We start from the raw sequence: 16,346 nt of genomic DNA on the forward strand, positions 1-16,346 counted from the left end.
ATATATTAACAACTTAAAATTTGGTATATTCATGATATTCATTCCAATTATGCAACCTGAAAGGGGTAGACACAATGCAACAAAAAGTGATTGAGATTATCGCTGAAATCAAGGAGGAGCCTGGTTTGCTTCAGACGCTGAACGGAGCTTCTGACCTGACGCTGGACGCGGCGCTTGACTCCCTGCAGATCATTAATTTTATTCTGAGAGTCGAGGATGAATTCAATATAGAGGTAGATTTCGACACCTTTGATCTGGAGCACCTGAAATCGGTTGACCGGTTCTCTGCTTACGTGGCCGGGCTTGCCGTACAATGAGGAACGCTGTGCACTGCGGCAGCCTGGAGTCGGAGCGGTACTGGCGGGAGGAGGATCTGGCCTCCTTGCCGGCCATTCCCGATGCGAAGGCGCTGGCTATCGTGCAGGCGATGGATGAAATGCTGTTTGTCTTTTGCGGGAGCGGCGATGTTCTCTTAACCCGCCAGGGGATGAACCGGGCACAATATGACTATCTGCAATCGCTCGGTTATTCATTCAGCACCAATATGGAGCCGCTCAGTCTTGAGGCAAAGGAGCCCGTTCCCCCACAGGAGACGCTGAATGTATTTGAACTGCTGGGCCGGATGGACGCCGGGCAGGAACCGGGCCGCTTAATACCGGAAGGATCGCTGCTGGAGCCCTTTGCTGTGCTTCCCGGGACGCAGGAGGCGGTAAGCCGGTACAAGCTTTTGCCCACATTGCCGGATGAAGAGATTGTACGGGCAGTGAATACCAAGAGCTATTCTACAGCGATGCGGGACCGGCTGGGGCTGCCGAATATTGCGTTAGTGGTCAACAGTATGGAGGAGTTGCTGCAATCGGGACAAGCACTGCTGGAGAAGGGAGCTTTTCTGATCAAGGACGAGTATGGGGTATCCGGTAAAGGAAATCAGCTGGTGGATTCGGAGCGTATGCTGCGCCGGATGGCCGGGCATCTGGAGTCAAGCCGCAATCAGGGCAAAAGAATCCGGTTTGTCCTTGAGCCCCTGCTGGACCGGGAGACAGACTTCTCCTGCCAGTTTCAGATTGATCCGGAAGGCCGGATCACCCTGTTGTCCGTTCAGCAGCTGGTGAACCAGGGCTTCGCCTTCGGCGAATCCCACTCCCCGCAGCCGTCTCTGCTGGACAAGCTGGATAAGGAAGGCTACTGGGAGACTATGCACAGCATAGGGCGGGAGCTGTACTCTGACGGATATTATGGTGAGGTATGTGTCGATTCGATGCAGCTGCGTGACGGAAGCCTGGCGCCTCTGGTAGAGATCAATGCCCGCAAGTCGATGAGTCTGATTAAGCATCATGTGGACCGCCGGTTCAAGCAAGAGGGTATGCACACCTGCCTGATACAGGTGCCGCTGGCGGCTAAGGGCAAAGTTCATTATGAGGAGCTGCTGGAGCGGATGGAGGAGACGGGGATTTTATTCAAGCTGGGTGCGGGTGAAGGTGTGATGCCCTTGACTTCAAGCGCGCTCCAGCCGCTGGACCCCGCCCGTACTGCCGGTTCCACGAAGGGCAAGCTGTATGCGGCCTTGACTTACCGAAGTGAAGACAGCAAGCAGAGCCTCATCCGTACGCTGGACGAGTCTCTCATGCGCACAGGCTATACTATCCTGCGATAAAGAAAGGAGCCCTCCAATGAATAACACCGTGACGATTCTATGCTCAGGCTTTGGCCTGGGCTTCTATGTCCCCGGTCTGCTGCTGGAACGGAAGTTCACAGCGATGGGCCTTCAGGCAGAGGTTGAGGTGTTTGAGGCCTTAATGCCTGACCACAAAAAGGAGCAGACAGACAACAGCCGCAGGGCATACCAGCAGAGCTTTGCTGTCGCCCTGACCTCACAGAAAATACCATCCGATATAAGAAGCAGCCTTGACCCTGCAGCCGTTGAACATTTGCTGGAGCAGTGGAAGCAGGAGGAGCGGCAGCACTTCATCGTCTTGTCCGGGCACTGGGTGCATGTCATGGACCGGTATCGTGAGATGGCGGGAATGAGCGTGTATGCTGACCTGCTGTATATCGACGCCGACCTGTCGCCATCGTGGAAGAATCTCCGCAAACTGAATCCGGGTTACGCGGAAGGCTACCATGAAGTAAGTCTGTATGATTCCGGGAAGCAGGAGATTCTGTGCAGCATCGATGCCGGACCTGCGGAAGCACTGCCTGCTGCGGCCCGGAACGGACGGCTGGTCGTCCATGGGGGAGGCTGGGGAATCGGAACCTTCCGCGAGAAGTTTGACGGGCTGGAGTCGGCGGGATACGAGCTGGATATCGCCGCTTACAGCATTCAGGAGATTGGCGGGGCTATCCATGGAAGACGTTATTATATGAATGATCCGCAGTGGCGCACCTGGACGAAGGATGGCAGCGGGCAGTATACCTTCCCGCCGTTTGCAGAGGTAACCGGTAACCGGACTGGGCATTTCCCGCCCTGCCAGAGCTACGGGGAGGGGATGTACGGAGTCATCCGGCAGGCGTCCGCAGTCATCAGCAAGCCGGGCGGCGGCGCTTTGATTGATTCTCTGGCTTCGGGTACACCGCTGGTGCTGCTCGATCCCTTCGGCCCGCACGAGAAGATCAACAGTGACCTGTGGGTCGGGCTTGGTTACGGCATCACTTACGGGCAGTGGGCCGCGTCAGGATATGATTATGATGAACTGCGCAAGCTGGCGGATAACCTCAGAGCCGCCAGAGGCCAATACCCGGACTATGCGGCAAGCTATGCCGAACAATTATCCGCAGCAGGAGGGAGAAGCTAATGCAACCTACCAGTAGAGTGAGCCTGGATGCCAAGTCCTTTGAAGCTTTGAAGCGTACAATCCGAAATGTCGTGGTCCCGCATAGAGAACGCAAGCTTGATCCGGGCTTCCGGACCGTAATGCCGGAGATTATGTCCCTCAAGCTAACCAACCGTTGTAATCTCCGCTGCAAGCATTGCTATCAATGGAATGAATCCGGCTACCACCATGATATGGATACCGCCGAGCAGAATCTGGATATGGATCTGGGAATGATCCAGAGGCTGCTGGAGGAGACGGATGAAGCGCAGTCCCGCCTGTATTTATGGGGAGGCGAGCCGCTGTTTCACCGGAAGGCCAAGGAGATTCTGGAGCTGTTAAAGGAGCATCCCCGGGACACCACAATCTGCACCAATGCCTATATGATTCCGAAGTTTGAAGAGGAGCTGTGTGCCATCTCCGACAATCTGGAGCTGCTGATTCCGATTGAGGGCTTCGAGGAGGAGCATGATTTTCTGCGCGGCAAAGGGTCCTTTCAGAAGGTGGTCCAAACTGTCGAACGGCTGCTGGAGCTGCGCGAGCAGGGCCGCTTTCGTGGCCGGATATCGATTCATAACGTCATAAATGATAATATGATCGGCAGATTGTACGAGCTGGTGGAGTTTTTTGAGCGCAAGGGTGTAGATCTGGTTCTCCTCTGCTTCCCCTGGTATATCTCGGAAGACACGAGCCTTGCGATGGACCGCTTCTACGATGATCACTTCCAGTGGCTGGCCGAGCTTCCGCCGGATCACCGGAGCAGCTGGCATGCGTTCAAATACCATATCCAGCCGGAGAATATCACCAGACTGACCGAAGATCTGCGGCGGATCAACAGCAACACCTGGCACAATACCCGAATCCGCTATCAGCCGGGGCTGGACTTTGATGAGATTGAGGACTTCGTGGCCGGGAAGCCGATGCTATCCCGCAGTACCTCCAAATGTCTGGCGCTCAGCACCCGTGTGGATATTGCCCCGAACGGCATGGTGAGTGCATGTAAATTTTTTGGTGAGCTGGCGATTGGCAATGTGAATGAGCTGACGCTGACCGAAATATGGAATTCAGCGCGTTACGACCGGCTGCGGCGGATTCTGGATGAAGGCTTGTCCCCGGCCTGCTCCAAATGCAATGTGCTGTACTTGAACACCTATGCTGCGCTGGCGCAGATATGAGCAGCGGGGGAGAGCAGCCTGCCTATAAGCTCGGCATTCTGGGTGCCTCGAGTATCGCTGTTCCAGCGATGCTGGAGCCGGCACGGATGGTAGACAAGGTGAAGATCACGGCGATTGCCAACCGTACCTTGGCGAAAGCGGAGGCCATGGCGGAGGCGTACCAGATTCCCTATGTGGCAGGTAGCCTGGATGAGCTACTGGAGCTAGACGATCTGGATGGAGTGTATATTGCGCTCAGCAATGAGCTTCATGCGCAGTGGGCGATCCGGGCCTTGAATGCGGGCAAGCATGTCTTGGTGGAAAAGCCGATCTGTCTCCATCCTGAAGAAGCGGAGCAGTTAAGGCTGGCGAAGAATAACCCTGCGGCTCCGAAGCTCGCCGAGGGTCTGATGGTTGCCTGTCACCCCTGGCAGCAGGCGCTGAAGGGCATCGTCGATTCGGGCGAATTCGGCGCGCTGCGCAGGATCAGCACCCGAATCTCCATTCCTGCCAAGAATGGGCATGCCGACAATTACCGGAGTGTCAGGGGGAAGGGCGGAGGCGCTTTTGCCGATCTGGGCTGCTACTGGCTGCAGTTCGTGCAGACCCTTGCCGGTCTTCAGCCGGAGGAGATATTGGCGCAGTCGGCCTTTGACGGGCCGGATGGCTGCGATTGGACCTTTCAGGCAGCGCTGCAATACAAGAACGGGCTGAGGGCCGAGTGTCTCACTTCCTTTGAGCTGCCATACCGGGCCTCACATACCCTGTATTTCGACCATACCGTGCTGACGGTCCCGGATTTCTTCCGGCCGATCAAGGGGTTCTACAAGCTCAAAATCCGGCATGATCTGCCGGACAACCGCACCACCCTATGCGAATTCGCTCCGCTGAACTATTATGTGGGGCAATTAGAGGCTTTTGCAGCAATCATGAACGGGCAACAGGCCGAGGGCCTTGATGCTACCTGGGAACGGGTACAGCTGCAAGCCCGGATCATGGCCGAGGCGCAGCGGCGCCGGGTCTCTGAGGTGCATTCATTATAGCAACAGCAAACAGCGATTCCCTTTGCGGGGGTCGCTGTTTGCTGTTTCACTATTTAGTTCCGCTTTACTGATCCAATCCATAAATATAATTCTGGCGCTGCACTAGCGGTCCTGTAAGGAAATGGGCTGCTCCATCCAGGCACGCTCGTTGTTCAGCACATAGATCCCGAGTGCCTGCTCGAAGGACAAGCCATGATTATAGAAAGTCAGCATCTTCGCGGCGAAGCGCACACTCTTATGTGCACTGGGCGATTGCAGCAGCTCTGTTGCCAGCGTACGGAAATTCTTCGGCTGGGCTTCCGCAGTATCGACTGCATCCAGCAGCCCTTTGTGGCTTGGAAAAAGCAGCCGGTTATACGCCAGAATCATCCGCCCGCTAAAAAACACCAGTTGGCCCGCCGTATGAGCGAGCAGGTAGGCGTCATTTTTTTGGCCCGCTTCCTTGGCGAAATACAGCCCGTACAGGTAGATCTGAGCGCAGAATTCCCGCAAATTACGCTCGCGGTTCTCCTCGGGATAGACGGGAATCCGGGCCACCAGCTCATCCAGCTCCGGAATTCTGGAGAACAGCACCTCTGCACGGGTAAAAGCATACCTCGTCGGCTCATTGCCGCGCCGGGCGGCAAGCTCCAGAAACCGGCGGTTGATCACCTTGATATCGGCATATCCGCCTTCATAGGTGCTGACTTCCCGGTCCACGTAGGAGAGCCTGTCGTTTCGCTCATATTCCGCATAGGCTTCATCGGTGAAGACCAAATGAACATCAACATCCGAGGTCTCGCTGGCGGTTCCCTTGGCTACAGATCCGCTGGTGATTGCCGCCAGACAAGAAGGGTCCTGCTCCAGCTTCTCCGCCAGCTTCTCCAGCGTCTGCCTGTGGTGTGCGTACATATAACGTTCCGCCTCCTTGAATGAATTCCGCTGCGTTAAGCGTATCAATTGGACAGCTTGCCAGCTATGGTCAATTCAGACATTCAGGCTTCCGCCTGCTCTGTCTTCCCCTGAGCAACCTGTTGATCAGCGGCACCGCTGCGGAGCAAGCCTCTCCGTCCGGCCAGCGTGACTGTCAGAATAGCTGCACCGGAGACGAGCAAAATGAGCGAGCCTGGAATCCGGTCGAGGAGGACTCCATAGAGCAGCATTCCGAGCGGAGCGATGGAACCGGCGATGCCCTCCACCAGCCCGAATACGCGTCCACGGTACTCTTCCTCGGTGGTCTGCTGCAGATAGACCTGAATCGGAATGTTAATGAACATAATCATGACGCCGATAAGGACCAGCAGCGGCAGGAAGAGAAGGAAGGTGGCCTTCGGGGTGAAATGCAGCAGCAGCGGAACCGCCAGTGCGAGGAATAACACTCCCAGCGCGCTTAAGCCTCCGAGGATCGGCTTCACCGGACTCTTGCTCTGGGGAAGTATAGCAAGCAGCAGCGACATCAGTAGTACGCCTGCCGCCAGCATCGCTTCGAGGACTCCATATTGTCTTGAGGAGAGTCCCAGCGTCTGTATTGCAACGTAGGGCAGCACAACATTCAGGGCGACGACGAAGAAATTAATCCAGAACACAATCCCCATCAGGGAACGGAGGACCGGACGGCGGATCACATAAGCGAAGCCTTCCTTCAGATTCGTGCGGACCCCGTTAACAGGAGTGCCCAGACGTTCGCGGAGCGGCCGGGGACCTGCGGCTTCGGCGGGTTCACTGGCAGCTCGAAGCCGCGGAATCGGCTTGTATCTCAGCATGCAGCCCATCACAGTCGAAACGGTGAAGCCTGCTGCATTCAACAGCATGAAATCCTGTAGCGGGAGAAAGGCATACAGCAGGCCGGCGATAATCGGAGCCAGCAGGTGGCCTGCTGATCCGGCAATCTGATTCAGTGATCCGGCCCGCTGGACGGAGCCGCTGTCTACAAGCATCATCATCGAGGAGGAGACAGAGATACTATAAAAGGTAGAGCAGATTGATAATAGAATGAGTGACAGATAGATAGGCCATACAGACATTCCTTCCAGCGCGACAAACAGGAAGGCCAGGGACATAATCAGGGCACTCGCCAGATCCGAGCCGATCAGCAGCCTGCGGCGGTTAACTCTGTCGGCGAGCACACCGGCGAAGGGGGACATCAGGATGCCGGGCAGAAGACCGCACAGCAGTGTAACAGCGAAGCTGCTCCCAGAACCGGTCTCGTTCAGAATGTACAGACCGGCTACGAAGGTGTACATACTGGAGCCGAGAACAGAGACCAGTTTGCTGCCGAAGAAGAGGAATATGTTACGGTTAGTCGCTGTCTTATCATGGGTTGCGGATGTTATTTGAGACATACTAGCACTCCCTTGGTCAAAAGTTAAATTTAATTAAACTTATTGTATGAGTACAAGTTCAGAAACGCAACAAAAAGTTTAATATAATTTAACTTTAATATACTTCCAGCTTTCTCTTAGGGTATAGGTAAGCTATACTGAAAAGAAAAGCTACCTGGAAAGTTGGCAAGCAGATGACCACCAGACAAACCATCGGAGAGAAAGTCAAACAACTGCGCAAGGCTAAGGGGCTTACACAGACGGACCTCGCCGGAGACCATATGACCAAGAGCATGCTGAGTCAAATCGAGAATGGCCGGGCCTTGCCCTCAATGAACAGCCTGCAAGTTCTGGCTGGCCGGCTGGGAGTTGATCCGGGCTACTTCCTTGAAGGCGAGGAGGAGGCGGAGTTGGCCCCGCTTGTCCGGGAGATGGAGGCGGAGTTTAAGGCGAAGAATTACAGCGAGGTCATCCAGCGGCTTCAGCCCCTAACGGAGCGTACGCTTCCGATGACGATTGACGCTGCGCGTCTGCTGGAGTTCTATGTAAGCTCCCTTTTCTATACAGGCGCCGGAGGCGGGGAAGCGGAGCTTGCGCGGGCAGCGCTGATCTATGAACGCTTCGGCTTATTCGTGGAACGGGCGAAGGTACAGTATATTTCCTATGCCCTGAATTTCGCACAGAGCAGATACGTGGAAGGGCTGGAGCTTATTCGCCGGGTCCGCAAGGAGTACGAGGATAATAAGGTGGGGAATGATTTTATCTTTGAAATCGATCTTCATTATGCCGAGAGTATTAGTCTGTCTGCCCTGGGAGATTATGCGGGAAGCCGTGAAGCTGCACAAGCAGCGCTTCAGGTGTCGCGGGAAGAGGGAATCTACTATATGACAGATCATCTGTACCGGGTGCTCGGCATCCTGGCGCTGACAGAAGGAGAGACCTTGGCGGCAGAGCAGGCCATGAAGAAGGCCAGAGCATTCGCAGAATTCACCGAATCTCAGGATTCGCTGAAGCTGGTGGAGATCGGTGAGATCAGACTTGCGGTAGCTAAGGGAGAATACAGCAAGGTTCTTGCGCTGGCGGAGCAGTACCCGCAGGAGGATGGACCGTATGCATCCAGCGTCCAGCTCATGTGCGGCATCGCCTGGGTTCATCTCGGCCGGGACGATGAAGCGCTGATCAGCCTGTCAAAGGCAGAGCCGGGGGATCAGGTCTACCACCCGCTTGACCGCGCCAACCTGTTGACAGCTTATGCTTACCGCGCACAGATCTGTATGCGCCGGGGCATGAAGGAGGAAGCATTGCGGCTGGCCCAAATCGCTTATGATCAGGTGAAGGAATACCCGCCTTCCATATACACCGAAATGATCAACGAAACTTACCGCGAGCTGCATAGCTAACTATCCTTATAGCGCAGCAAACAACACCCGTGCGATTTCCCGCACGGGTGTTCTTCCTACTGTATTGAAATTTAGTTTGAACTATAAATCTTCAGATAAAGGAAGGAGCGACGGAGGAGATTTTGGAACTGTAGGAGCGTTAGCGTCCGCCTTTGTTTCCGGATTTCTACCGCCAACAGCGGGCACAATCAAGAAATCTGGAAACAACAGCGGCCGGAAGTCCAAAATCTCCGCAGTGGCGACTACTCCGTTGATCTGTGTATTTGAGCTCACCCTACATAAAACTCTATTTGCTGCTCCACAGCTCCACACGGTCCTGGACATACTTGGTATAGCCAGCTTCCATTTTCTTAACGCCGGCTTTTTCCAGATCGGCCATGTAATCATCCCAGATTTTATCGAATTCAGCCGGTTTGGCCAGAATCGCCTGCGGGATGCGCTTCCACGTAATATCCTTCATTTTATTGCCCAAGATGGAGACCTCATCCTCACCCGGGATAGCAATGTTCCAGGCAGCGCCGTACGCTTTTTCCTTGAATTCTTCCTCTTTCGGGAACAGATCCTTCCAAGTAGTAGCTTTGTAAGCTGCCAGCGTCTCTTTCTCAACATCGCTATAGCCCAGCACCAGTTGCTCAGGGAAGTTCTTGGTGTAGTAGTTGCCCGTGGAATCCTTGGCACCATCACCATAATGAACCATCATGTTCCAGTAGAAGCCAATGCCCGTTTCCTTCGTGAAGGCGGTGTTGTCGTTATTAATGCGGTCCTGAACTTCCTGCGGAACTACGCGTTTACCGTTCTCCACTTTATAGTGCTTGCCTTCAATCCCCCAATTGTTCAGGATCTGACCTTCATCAGAAGCCAGGAAATCCAGGAACTTGATCGTCCGCACCGGATCGGGGTTGGTGGTGGAGATGGAGATGCCGTAGCCGCCCATGAAGCCGGTAGGCCAGAAGCTGGTTTCCTTGTATTCATCCGTCAGAGTGACCGGATAGTGTCCGTAGGTCTGCTCGAATTTGCCGGCTGTTTTGAGGGCTTGCTGCGCGTCATTGTAATCCCAGTCCTGGTCAATCAGGCCGAGCACGCGTCCAGTGGCTACTTTGGCTTTGTACTGGTCGTATTTCTGCACGAAGCTCTCCTTGTCAAGCAGGCCGATATCGTTCATGTGGTTCAGCCAGCGGAAATATTCCTTTTCTTCCGGACGGCGGAAGTGGTAGATCGCTTCGTGAGTCTCCTGATCGACGTAATATTCACCGTCATCGGAGCCGCCGGTAGTGGCTACCGCAGGGTTGGTTACGGAAATGTACATATGCCAGTCATCTGCGTTCAGGGAGACGCCGATGTTCTTGTTGCCGTTCTCATCGGTAGGGTGTTTATCCAGGTACGCTTTAATGACGTTCTCATAATCCTTGACGGTCTTAATCTCAGGGTATCCGGCTTCCTTCACGACCCGGTGCTGCAGCTCGAAGCCGCCGCCCGCTACGAATTTCTTCTCATCCACCGCTGCCCAGGTGGGGATCGCGTAGATCGATTGGTCTTCGTTCGTATACTTGGCCCGGGCGAGATTGTCGCCGAGCACTCGCTTGATGTTAGGGGCATGCTTATCGATCAGATCGGTCAGATCCAGGACCGCGCCGGCGTCCACCAGCTTGCCGATGTCGCCTTTAGCCGAGATAATGTCGGGGTATTCCCCGCCAGCTGCAATGAGAGCAATCTTCTGCTGCGGATCACCGACAGCGAATTCGGCATCGAGGGTGACGCCGGTCTTTTGCGTAATGACGGTGCTGACCTCATCCTTCATATTGTTCCAGTTCGGATTAGGGTCTTCCGCGAAGAAGGAGAGTGTCAGGGGACTTAAGTCCTCAGCCGCTGCCGTAGCTTCAGCTGTTGCCGTGGCATTGCCGCTGTTCGTAGCCTTGGCCCCGGTATTCTCAGCCGTATTCTTGTTGCCGTTATTATTGCCTCCGCCGCAGCCTGCCAGCACACTGAGCAGCAAGGTCAGTACCATCAGCGCCACAACCGGTTTCGCCGTCTTTCTTGTCATGAATAGAAACCCTCCCTTTGTCTGGTGAAAATCATATTGTATTCACAGGCGTCAGCCTGATGATACCGCTTTAGCAGATTAGCTTTTAACTGAACCCAGCGTCATGCCTTTGACGAAATAGCGCTGCAGGAACGGATAGACAATCAGAATGGGAACGGTGACGACAATGGTGATCGCCATTTTGACCGATTCCGGGGAGATCTGGGCCATGACCTCAGTCATATTGCGCCCGCGGAAATTATCCGCGTTGGTCGTGGTGCTCTGGATGACCTTCATCAGCTCGAACTGCAGGGTAGTCAGCGAGTCCTTCGAGCCGTTGTACAGATAGGTATCAATCCACGCATTCCACTGGCCGACGGCCAGGAACAGGGCAATGGTCGCCAGCGCAGGCTTGGTCAGCGGCAGAATGACGCGCCAGTAAATGGTGAAGTCATTGGCTCCATCCAGCTTGGCGGATTCCTGCAGGGCGTACGGCAGACCGTCGATGAAGGAGCGGATCACGAACACATTGAAGGCGCTTACCAGACCAGGCAGGACATACACGCCGAAGGTGCCCATCATATGCAGATCCTTGATCAGAATGTAAAAGGGGATCAGACCTCCCGATACATACATCGTCAATGCAAGGAAGGTGGAGACGAACTTACGGGCCTGGAAGTCTACCCGGCTTAAGGTGAAGGCCAGCATGGACGCACTGACCAGTCCGAGCAGAGTCCCGATAATCGTCCGCAGCACCGAAATTTTGAACCCGGTAATCAGGCCGGAGAAGGCGAAGATCGTCTCATAATTCTTGAAGGTGAACACCCGGGGGTAGATCGTAATCCCGCCCTTGATGCTGTCCGTCGAGTCATTGAAGGAGATTGCCAGCACGTTCAGAAAAGGGTACAGCGTAGCAACAGTTACCACCGTAATCGCCAGATAAACAACCAAATCGAAGATGCGGTCCGACCAGGATGCCGCAGCCAGTTTTTTAATCATGAGCAGGGCCTCCTATATGATGCTTTCCTTGGTTATTTTTTTGAAGATGCCGTTGGCAGTAAAGAGCAGAATCACACTCACCACGGAGTTGAAAATATTAATCGCCGTCCCGAAGGAGAATCGTCCCATCCCCAGCCCGTAATTCAGCGCATACAGGTCAAGGGTCTGCGAGTAGTCACGCACCAGATTGTTGCCGAGCAGGAACTGCTTCTCGAACCCGATGCTGATCAGATGGCCGATGGACATGATTAGCAGGATAACGATGGTCCCCCGGATGCCCGGAAAAGTGATATGACGCACCTGCTGGAGCCGGCTGGCTCCGTCCACCCTGGCTGCCTCGTACAGCTCCGGCCCGATGCCCGAGATGGCGGCGAGATAGATAATGGTGTTCCAGCCCGTCTCCTTCCAGACATCCGATGCGGTGACAATGCCCCAGAACAGATTGCCTTTGGCCATGAACTGGATCGGTTCACTGATGATATGAAGGCCCATTAGCAGGTCATTGACTGCGCCGTTGTCCGTGGAGAGCATCTTGGTAATGATCCCGGCAGCAACCACCCAGGACACAAAGTGCGGCAGATACGACACCGTCTGAACGAAGCGCTTCAGCACCTGCAGCCGTACCTCATTCAGCAGAATAGCGAAGATAATCGGAATGATAAAGCCTGCCAGCAGTCCCATGATACTCATGGCCAGCGTATTGCGCAGGGCGTTGAAGAATTGCTCATCCTGGAACAGCTCCCGGAAGTACTGGAGGCCGACCCATTTTTGCTCGAAAAAGGATTTGCCCGGCTTATACTTCTGGAAGGCCATCATCCACCCCCATAACGGAAGATAGCTGAAGACAAAGGCCCAGAGGACAAAAGGAACAGCCATCAGATAGAGGTATTTCTGCTGCCGGAATTTCCCCCAGAAGCTGGCGGAGGATCTCTTCGGCTCCGGCTTCATCGTGGTGGTAATCGCTTTCATTTATGTCCCTCCTTCGATATAGCTTTATCATAATCTGCCGCCAGGCCGGGAAACACCCGAAGATTTAAGTGTAAAAACAGGGGGAAATCAGTCCTTTTCGTAAGCGCTTTCTGAAAAAGCATCCTCCGGCTCCTTTCTCCGGTAAGCGGAGGGGGAAATGCCTGCGATTTTTTTGAACTTCTCGCGGAAATAATCGACATCGCTGAAGCCGACGCTGCTGGCTGCCTGATGGATTTTGCAGCCCTGGTCCAGCAGCTCCTTGGCCTTCTCGATGCGGATCGTATCCAGATAAGTGTTGAAGGAGCAGCCCATAGTGTTCTTGAACAGCTTGCCCAGGTAGGCACTGCTATAGGTGAACACATCGGCCAGCGTCTCCAGCTTCAGATTCTCGTCATAGTGCCGGTGGATCAGATCGACCATCCGCTTCATCAGGACATCCATATCGTCGCGGATAATCCCGCCAGCATATTCCTCCAGCAGACCTGTGATATAACGCTGGAGCTGGGGGAGGGAGGTATGCCTGTAGATCTGCTGAATCTGCTCTTCCATCCGGCTGTGCGCAGCGCTAAGCTCCTTATAATGAACGGAGAGCTTGCCAGACATGGAAGTGACAGCCCGGACATAGTAGGATTTCACCGCCATCTCGGATGAGCCGGCAGCAGCCATGAGGTCTCCTGCTTCCTGGATCAGGGCAGAGATTACAAGGAGATTGCCGGTATCCAGGGCGAAATACAACCGGTCCATCACCGGGGCGAGCCTGCTCTCCGTATCCTGGGGGTTCGCAGGCAGCCCCTGCTTCAGCTTAAGGGAATCGGGGCCGATCATCCCCGGCTCATCATAGAAAAAGTGATCCTTCATCCGCGCCAGCGCCGACTGATGGGAGACCGGCAGCTCCCTCAGACTGCCCACCATATCCCCGGCGGTGATGATGCACTCCAGTCCCTCTGCGGCAGCGGCTTCACGGATCTGCTCAGCCATCCGTTTGCTTATCAGCTCCTTCTGGTAAGAGGGCTCCAGCAGCACCCCAAGATAAGAATCGAGCGCGAAGACGATACCCCGGCGGTTGTCCTCGAAGCTGGACGTCAGCCGGGACTTGACGCTACTGGAAGGTCCATTGTCCGCATGATCCTGCAGCAGTAGCCGGATCAGCACGATCTGGTAGGATTCCCAGAGCAGCCCTGCTTCCAGCGCCGACTCCATCAGTGCCGGGGCGGGATGCAGACTGCTCTCCATCAGCAGGGATTGAACCAGCATCTCCCGGCTCCAGACTTTAACCGCCTCATGATTCTTGCGGTGTGCCAGCCGCGCATTCAGTACGGTGGCCAGGCCGGTAAGATACAGCTGCAATTCCTCCTCATCGACTGGCTTAAGCAGATAGTTATCGATATTGTAAGACAGCGCACGCTTGGCATAACTGAAGTCGGCATAGCCGCTCAATATGAGAATATGCAGCTCCTCGTGATCCTCCCGCAGCTCGCCGATCAGCTCCAGGCCGTCCTTTCCGGGCATACGGATATCGACAATCATCAGATCGGGGGAATACAGCTTAGCCTTATGCCGGGCTTCAACCGCATTGGCCGCTGTATCTACCACCCGGTAGCCCAGGCTCTCCCAATCCAGCAGAGTGACAAGTCCTTCGCGGATCGACAATTCATCATCAACAATTAACACACTATACATAGGAATCACTCCTTAAAAGGGATGGCGAAGCTGATCTGTGTGCCATATCCGCTCTGGCTGGCCAGAACCAGGCCGTATTCCGGGCCATAGGTCAGCTTCAACCGCAGATGGATGTTACGCATACCGATACTGTGGGTCTCATAGTCATCGTTGTTGTCCAGCATCTGCCGCAGCTCTGCGAGCCGGGCCGGTGAGATTCCGGTTCCGTTATCGGAGACCTGAACCTTAAGCAGGGCTTCCTCTACCCGGATGTCTACCCGGACCATTCCGCCGTCCATACGGTTCTCCAGGCCGTGAATGACACAATTCTCCACCAGCGGCTGAATAATAAGCGGCGGAATCCTTACGGTATTCGCTGCCGGATCTACATACAGCTCGTAGGCCAGCCGGTCATTATAGCGGAATTTCTGGATGACCAGATAGCAGTTCACGGTCTCCAGCTCACTTTGCAGGGTGATTCTGCCTCCGCCGACCTCTAAGTTTTTGCGCATCATCTTGCCCAGCAGCCGGACGACCTGCGCAATATCGGTCTGGCCGCGGGTATGGGCCTTCATCCGGATCGACTCCAGCGCATTGAACAGGAAATGGGGGTTGATCTGGCTGGCCATCATTTTGAATTTGATCTCATTCTGCTTCAGCAGGATGGCGTTCTTCTGCTGGTTGGACTCCTGCACTTCGCTCATCAGGTCGTTGACATTGCGGACCATGTGATTGAACTGCCGGGCCAGCTGGCCGATCTCATCTTTACCGTCAATGACCAGCCGGGCTTCCAGATTGCCGGAGGCAACCTTGGAGATATGCTTGCTGAGATGCAGCATGCGTCCCGTGAGCAGGCGGGAGAAGTAGTAGATTAGGATGATTGCAAGAAATAGGGAGGAGATAATGACGGAAGTAGCCAGGGAAATAATCCGGTTCGGCTCACTTACAATACTTTCTACCGAGAAAATAGAGATGATCCGCAGGCTGTTCAGGCTGCCCTCAGGATGCCAGTCGTCGATTAGCATTTTGAACGACTGCCCCTCAATCGTGATGTCCGCAGGCCCGTGCCCGGCAAGTGTGGACAGCGGCTTGAGGTTGATTTCCTGCAGCGACTTGCCTAGGGTACCTGCACGGTTGGAGGCGACAACATTGTCGTTCTCATCGACGATAAAGGTCTCGAAGGTCTCCTGCTTCAGGATACTGCTCAGCTGATCCGAATTGACATTCACGACCAGCACACCGGTTGTGCGCTGCTTGAGGAAGTCGACCTTGCGGATCAGGCTGAGATAATACTGGCCGTTCCGGCTGTCAGGAATGTAACTCCAGAACGCCAGCCCCTTCTGGGCGAGGGCGAGCTGGTACCACGGCTCCCTGGTAACTGCTTCGTCAGCCTGGAGGAACTCCCAGTTGTTAAGCACCGTCGGGTTGTCGATATACAGCCGGATGCTGGAGACCTCTTTGTAGAGGCGGACGAAATCCCGGAAGTCGGGATAATCCCAGTAGGCCTGCACCACATCATAGACCGATTCGTACCGGTGATTCGCGGCCTCCTCCAGCCGGCTGTCATTAGACAGGCGGTAGACGATATCCACCGGAACGTTCAGCATCTCACTGGTCCGTTTTTTCACACGGTCGACATTCGCCGTAATCTGCTTCAGCGCATTATTCATCGCCATATTCCGCAGTTCACTGGTCAGGAACACCCCCACAATCAGCACCGGGATCAGGACAACACTGCCGAAGGAGAGGAAGAGCTTGGTCCTGAGCTTCAGATTGTTCATGAAGGTGATGATACGGGTATACACGAATGAAATCCCCTCCGTTAGCACATTTGTAATAACGCTTACAATAGAGTATAGCGCGAAACCGGCAGCCAATATATGTCATGAAAATATTTTTTTGATAAACTTTACCGCTCCGAATTCCGATAATAAAGGGATCTGCACAGCAATATTGGATAAATATTGAATCCTTATGCGGGATATTGGAATT

General features: G+C 54.5%; 13 protein-coding genes. 6 read left to right on the top strand and 7 right to left on the bottom strand.

What is annotated here, in order from left to right:
* Nucleotides 1-74: 74 nt before the first annotated feature.
* From ACFSX3_RS13745 to ACFSX3_RS13765, 5 genes are read left to right on the top strand one after another with little or no spacing between them, the layout of a single operon-like run.
* Entirely contained in the window at nucleotides 75-317 is a 243-nt protein-coding gene (locus ACFSX3_RS13745; protein WP_209984742.1) for an acyl carrier protein, read from the top strand.
* A gap of 8 nt (nucleotides 318-325) precedes the next feature.
* A complete protein-coding gene (locus ACFSX3_RS13750) occupies nucleotides 326-1,654 on the top strand; it encodes a hypothetical protein (protein WP_379255927.1) in 1,329 nt (442 codons plus the stop codon).
* A gap of 16 nt (nucleotides 1,655-1,670) precedes the next feature.
* On the top strand, nucleotides 1,671-2,792 hold the full coding sequence (locus tag ACFSX3_RS13755) for a UDP-glucuronosyltransferase (protein ID WP_209984736.1): 1,122 nt from the start codon (nucleotides 1,671-1,673) through the stop codon (nucleotides 2,790-2,792).
* Nucleotides 2,792-3,985 carry a radical SAM protein gene (locus ACFSX3_RS13760; protein ID WP_209984733.1) on the top strand — a complete coding sequence of 398 codons (1,194 nt, stop codon included), beginning with the start codon at nucleotides 2,792-2,794 and terminating at the stop codon, nucleotides 3,983-3,985. The genes ACFSX3_RS13755 and ACFSX3_RS13760 overlap by 1 nt, the downstream gene beginning before the upstream one ends.
* On the top strand, nucleotides 3,982-5,007 hold the full coding sequence (locus ACFSX3_RS13765; protein WP_209984730.1) for a Gfo/Idh/MocA family protein: 1,026 nt from the start codon (nucleotides 3,982-3,984) through the stop codon (nucleotides 5,005-5,007). Before ACFSX3_RS13760 ends, ACFSX3_RS13765 begins: the two co-directional genes overlap by 4 nt.
* Before the next feature lie 102 nt (nucleotides 5,008-5,109).
* Here the strand turns inward: ACFSX3_RS13765 and ACFSX3_RS13770 are convergent, their stop codons facing one another.
* Together ACFSX3_RS13770 and ACFSX3_RS13775 are read right to left on the bottom strand one after the other, a co-directional pair.
* Nucleotides 5,110-5,898 (bottom strand): nucleotidyltransferase domain-containing protein, encoded by a 789-nt coding sequence (locus ACFSX3_RS13770; RefSeq protein ID WP_209984727.1) that lies wholly within the window; start codon nucleotides 5,896-5,898, stop codon nucleotides 5,110-5,112.
* 83 nt (nucleotides 5,899-5,981) lie between these two features.
* Nucleotides 5,982-7,328 carry an MFS transporter gene (locus tag ACFSX3_RS13775; RefSeq protein ID WP_209984724.1) on the bottom strand — a complete coding sequence of 449 codons (1,347 nt, stop codon included), beginning with the start codon at nucleotides 7,326-7,328 and terminating at the stop codon, nucleotides 5,982-5,984.
* A gap of 173 nt (nucleotides 7,329-7,501) precedes the next feature.
* Here ACFSX3_RS13775 and ACFSX3_RS13780 point away from each other — a divergent pair, with 173 nt between their 5' ends.
* The gene (locus tag ACFSX3_RS13780) at nucleotides 7,502-8,707 is read left to right on the top strand and encodes a helix-turn-helix domain-containing protein (protein ID WP_209984721.1); all 1,206 of its coding nucleotides are present in this window, start codon (nucleotides 7,502-7,504) and stop codon (nucleotides 8,705-8,707) included.
* A gap of 286 nt (nucleotides 8,708-8,993) precedes the next feature.
* Here the strand turns inward: ACFSX3_RS13780 and ACFSX3_RS13785 are convergent, their stop codons facing one another.
* From ACFSX3_RS13785 to ACFSX3_RS13805, 5 genes are all read right to left on the bottom strand, one after another.
* Nucleotides 8,994-10,748 carry an ABC transporter substrate-binding protein gene (locus tag ACFSX3_RS13785; RefSeq protein WP_209984718.1) on the bottom strand — a complete coding sequence of 585 codons (1,755 nt, stop codon included), beginning with the start codon at nucleotides 10,746-10,748 and terminating at the stop codon, nucleotides 8,994-8,996.
* A 78-nt stretch (nucleotides 10,749-10,826) separates the two neighbouring features.
* Nucleotides 10,827-11,726: a carbohydrate ABC transporter permease gene (locus tag ACFSX3_RS13790; RefSeq protein ID WP_051478569.1), complete on the bottom strand. Its 900-nt coding sequence runs from the start codon at nucleotides 11,724-11,726 to the stop codon at nucleotides 10,827-10,829.
* 12 nt (nucleotides 11,727-11,738) lie between these two features.
* A complete protein-coding gene (locus ACFSX3_RS13795; protein ID WP_209984716.1) occupies nucleotides 11,739-12,695 on the bottom strand; it encodes an ABC transporter permease in 957 nt (318 codons plus the stop codon).
* 87 nt (nucleotides 12,696-12,782) lie between these two features.
* Nucleotides 12,783-14,375, bottom strand: coding sequence for a response regulator transcription factor (locus ACFSX3_RS13800; protein WP_209984713.1), 1,593 nt, complete (start codon nucleotides 14,373-14,375; stop codon nucleotides 12,783-12,785).
* A 5-nt stretch (nucleotides 14,376-14,380) separates the two neighbouring features.
* The gene (locus tag ACFSX3_RS13805) at nucleotides 14,381-16,159 is read right to left on the bottom strand and encodes a cache domain-containing sensor histidine kinase (RefSeq protein ID WP_339219132.1); all 1,779 of its coding nucleotides are present in this window, start codon (nucleotides 16,157-16,159) and stop codon (nucleotides 14,381-14,383) included.
* Between the last annotated feature and the right edge of the window lie 187 nt (nucleotides 16,160-16,346).

The organism is Paenibacillus rhizoplanae (assembly GCF_042684125.1).
GTDB classification, from domain to species: Bacteria; Bacillota; Bacilli; order Paenibacillales; family Paenibacillaceae; genus Paenibacillus_AQ; species Paenibacillus_AQ rhizoplanae.

Excerpts from the sequence above, each read along its gene's own strand:
- ACFSX3_RS13755 (WP_209984736.1), top strand. The coding sequence starts at position 1,671 with ATGAATAACACCGTGACGATTCTATGCTCAGGCTTTGGCCTGGGCTTC.
- ACFSX3_RS13770 (WP_209984727.1), bottom strand. The coding sequence starts at position 5,898 with ATGTACGCACACCACAGGCAGACGCTGGAGAAGCTGGCGGAGAAGCTG.
- ACFSX3_RS13800 (WP_209984713.1), bottom strand. The coding sequence starts at position 14,375 with ATGTATAGTGTGTTAATTGTTGATGATGAATTGTCGATCCGCGAAGGA.
- ACFSX3_RS13785 (WP_209984718.1), bottom strand. The coding sequence starts at position 10,748 with ATGACAAGAAAGACGGCGAAACCGGTTGTGGCGCTGATGGTACTGACC.
- ACFSX3_RS13765 (WP_209984730.1), top strand. The coding sequence starts at position 3,982 with ATGAGCAGCGGGGGAGAGCAGCCTGCCTATAAGCTCGGCATTCTGGGT.
- ACFSX3_RS13775 (WP_209984724.1), bottom strand. The coding sequence starts at position 7,328 with ATGTCTCAAATAACATCCGCAACCCATGATAAGACAGCGACTAACCGT.
- ACFSX3_RS13745 (WP_209984742.1), top strand. The coding sequence starts at position 75 with ATGCAACAAAAAGTGATTGAGATTATCGCTGAAATCAAGGAGGAGCCT.
- ACFSX3_RS13760 (WP_209984733.1), top strand. The coding sequence starts at position 2,792 with ATGCAACCTACCAGTAGAGTGAGCCTGGATGCCAAGTCCTTTGAAGCT.
- ACFSX3_RS13790 (WP_051478569.1), bottom strand. The coding sequence starts at position 11,726 with ATGATTAAAAAACTGGCTGCGGCATCCTGGTCGGACCGCATCTTCGAT.
- ACFSX3_RS13780 (WP_209984721.1), top strand. The coding sequence starts at position 7,502 with ATGACCACCAGACAAACCATCGGAGAGAAAGTCAAACAACTGCGCAAG.
- ACFSX3_RS13795 (WP_209984716.1), bottom strand. The coding sequence starts at position 12,695 with ATGAAAGCGATTACCACCACGATGAAGCCGGAGCCGAAGAGATCCTCC.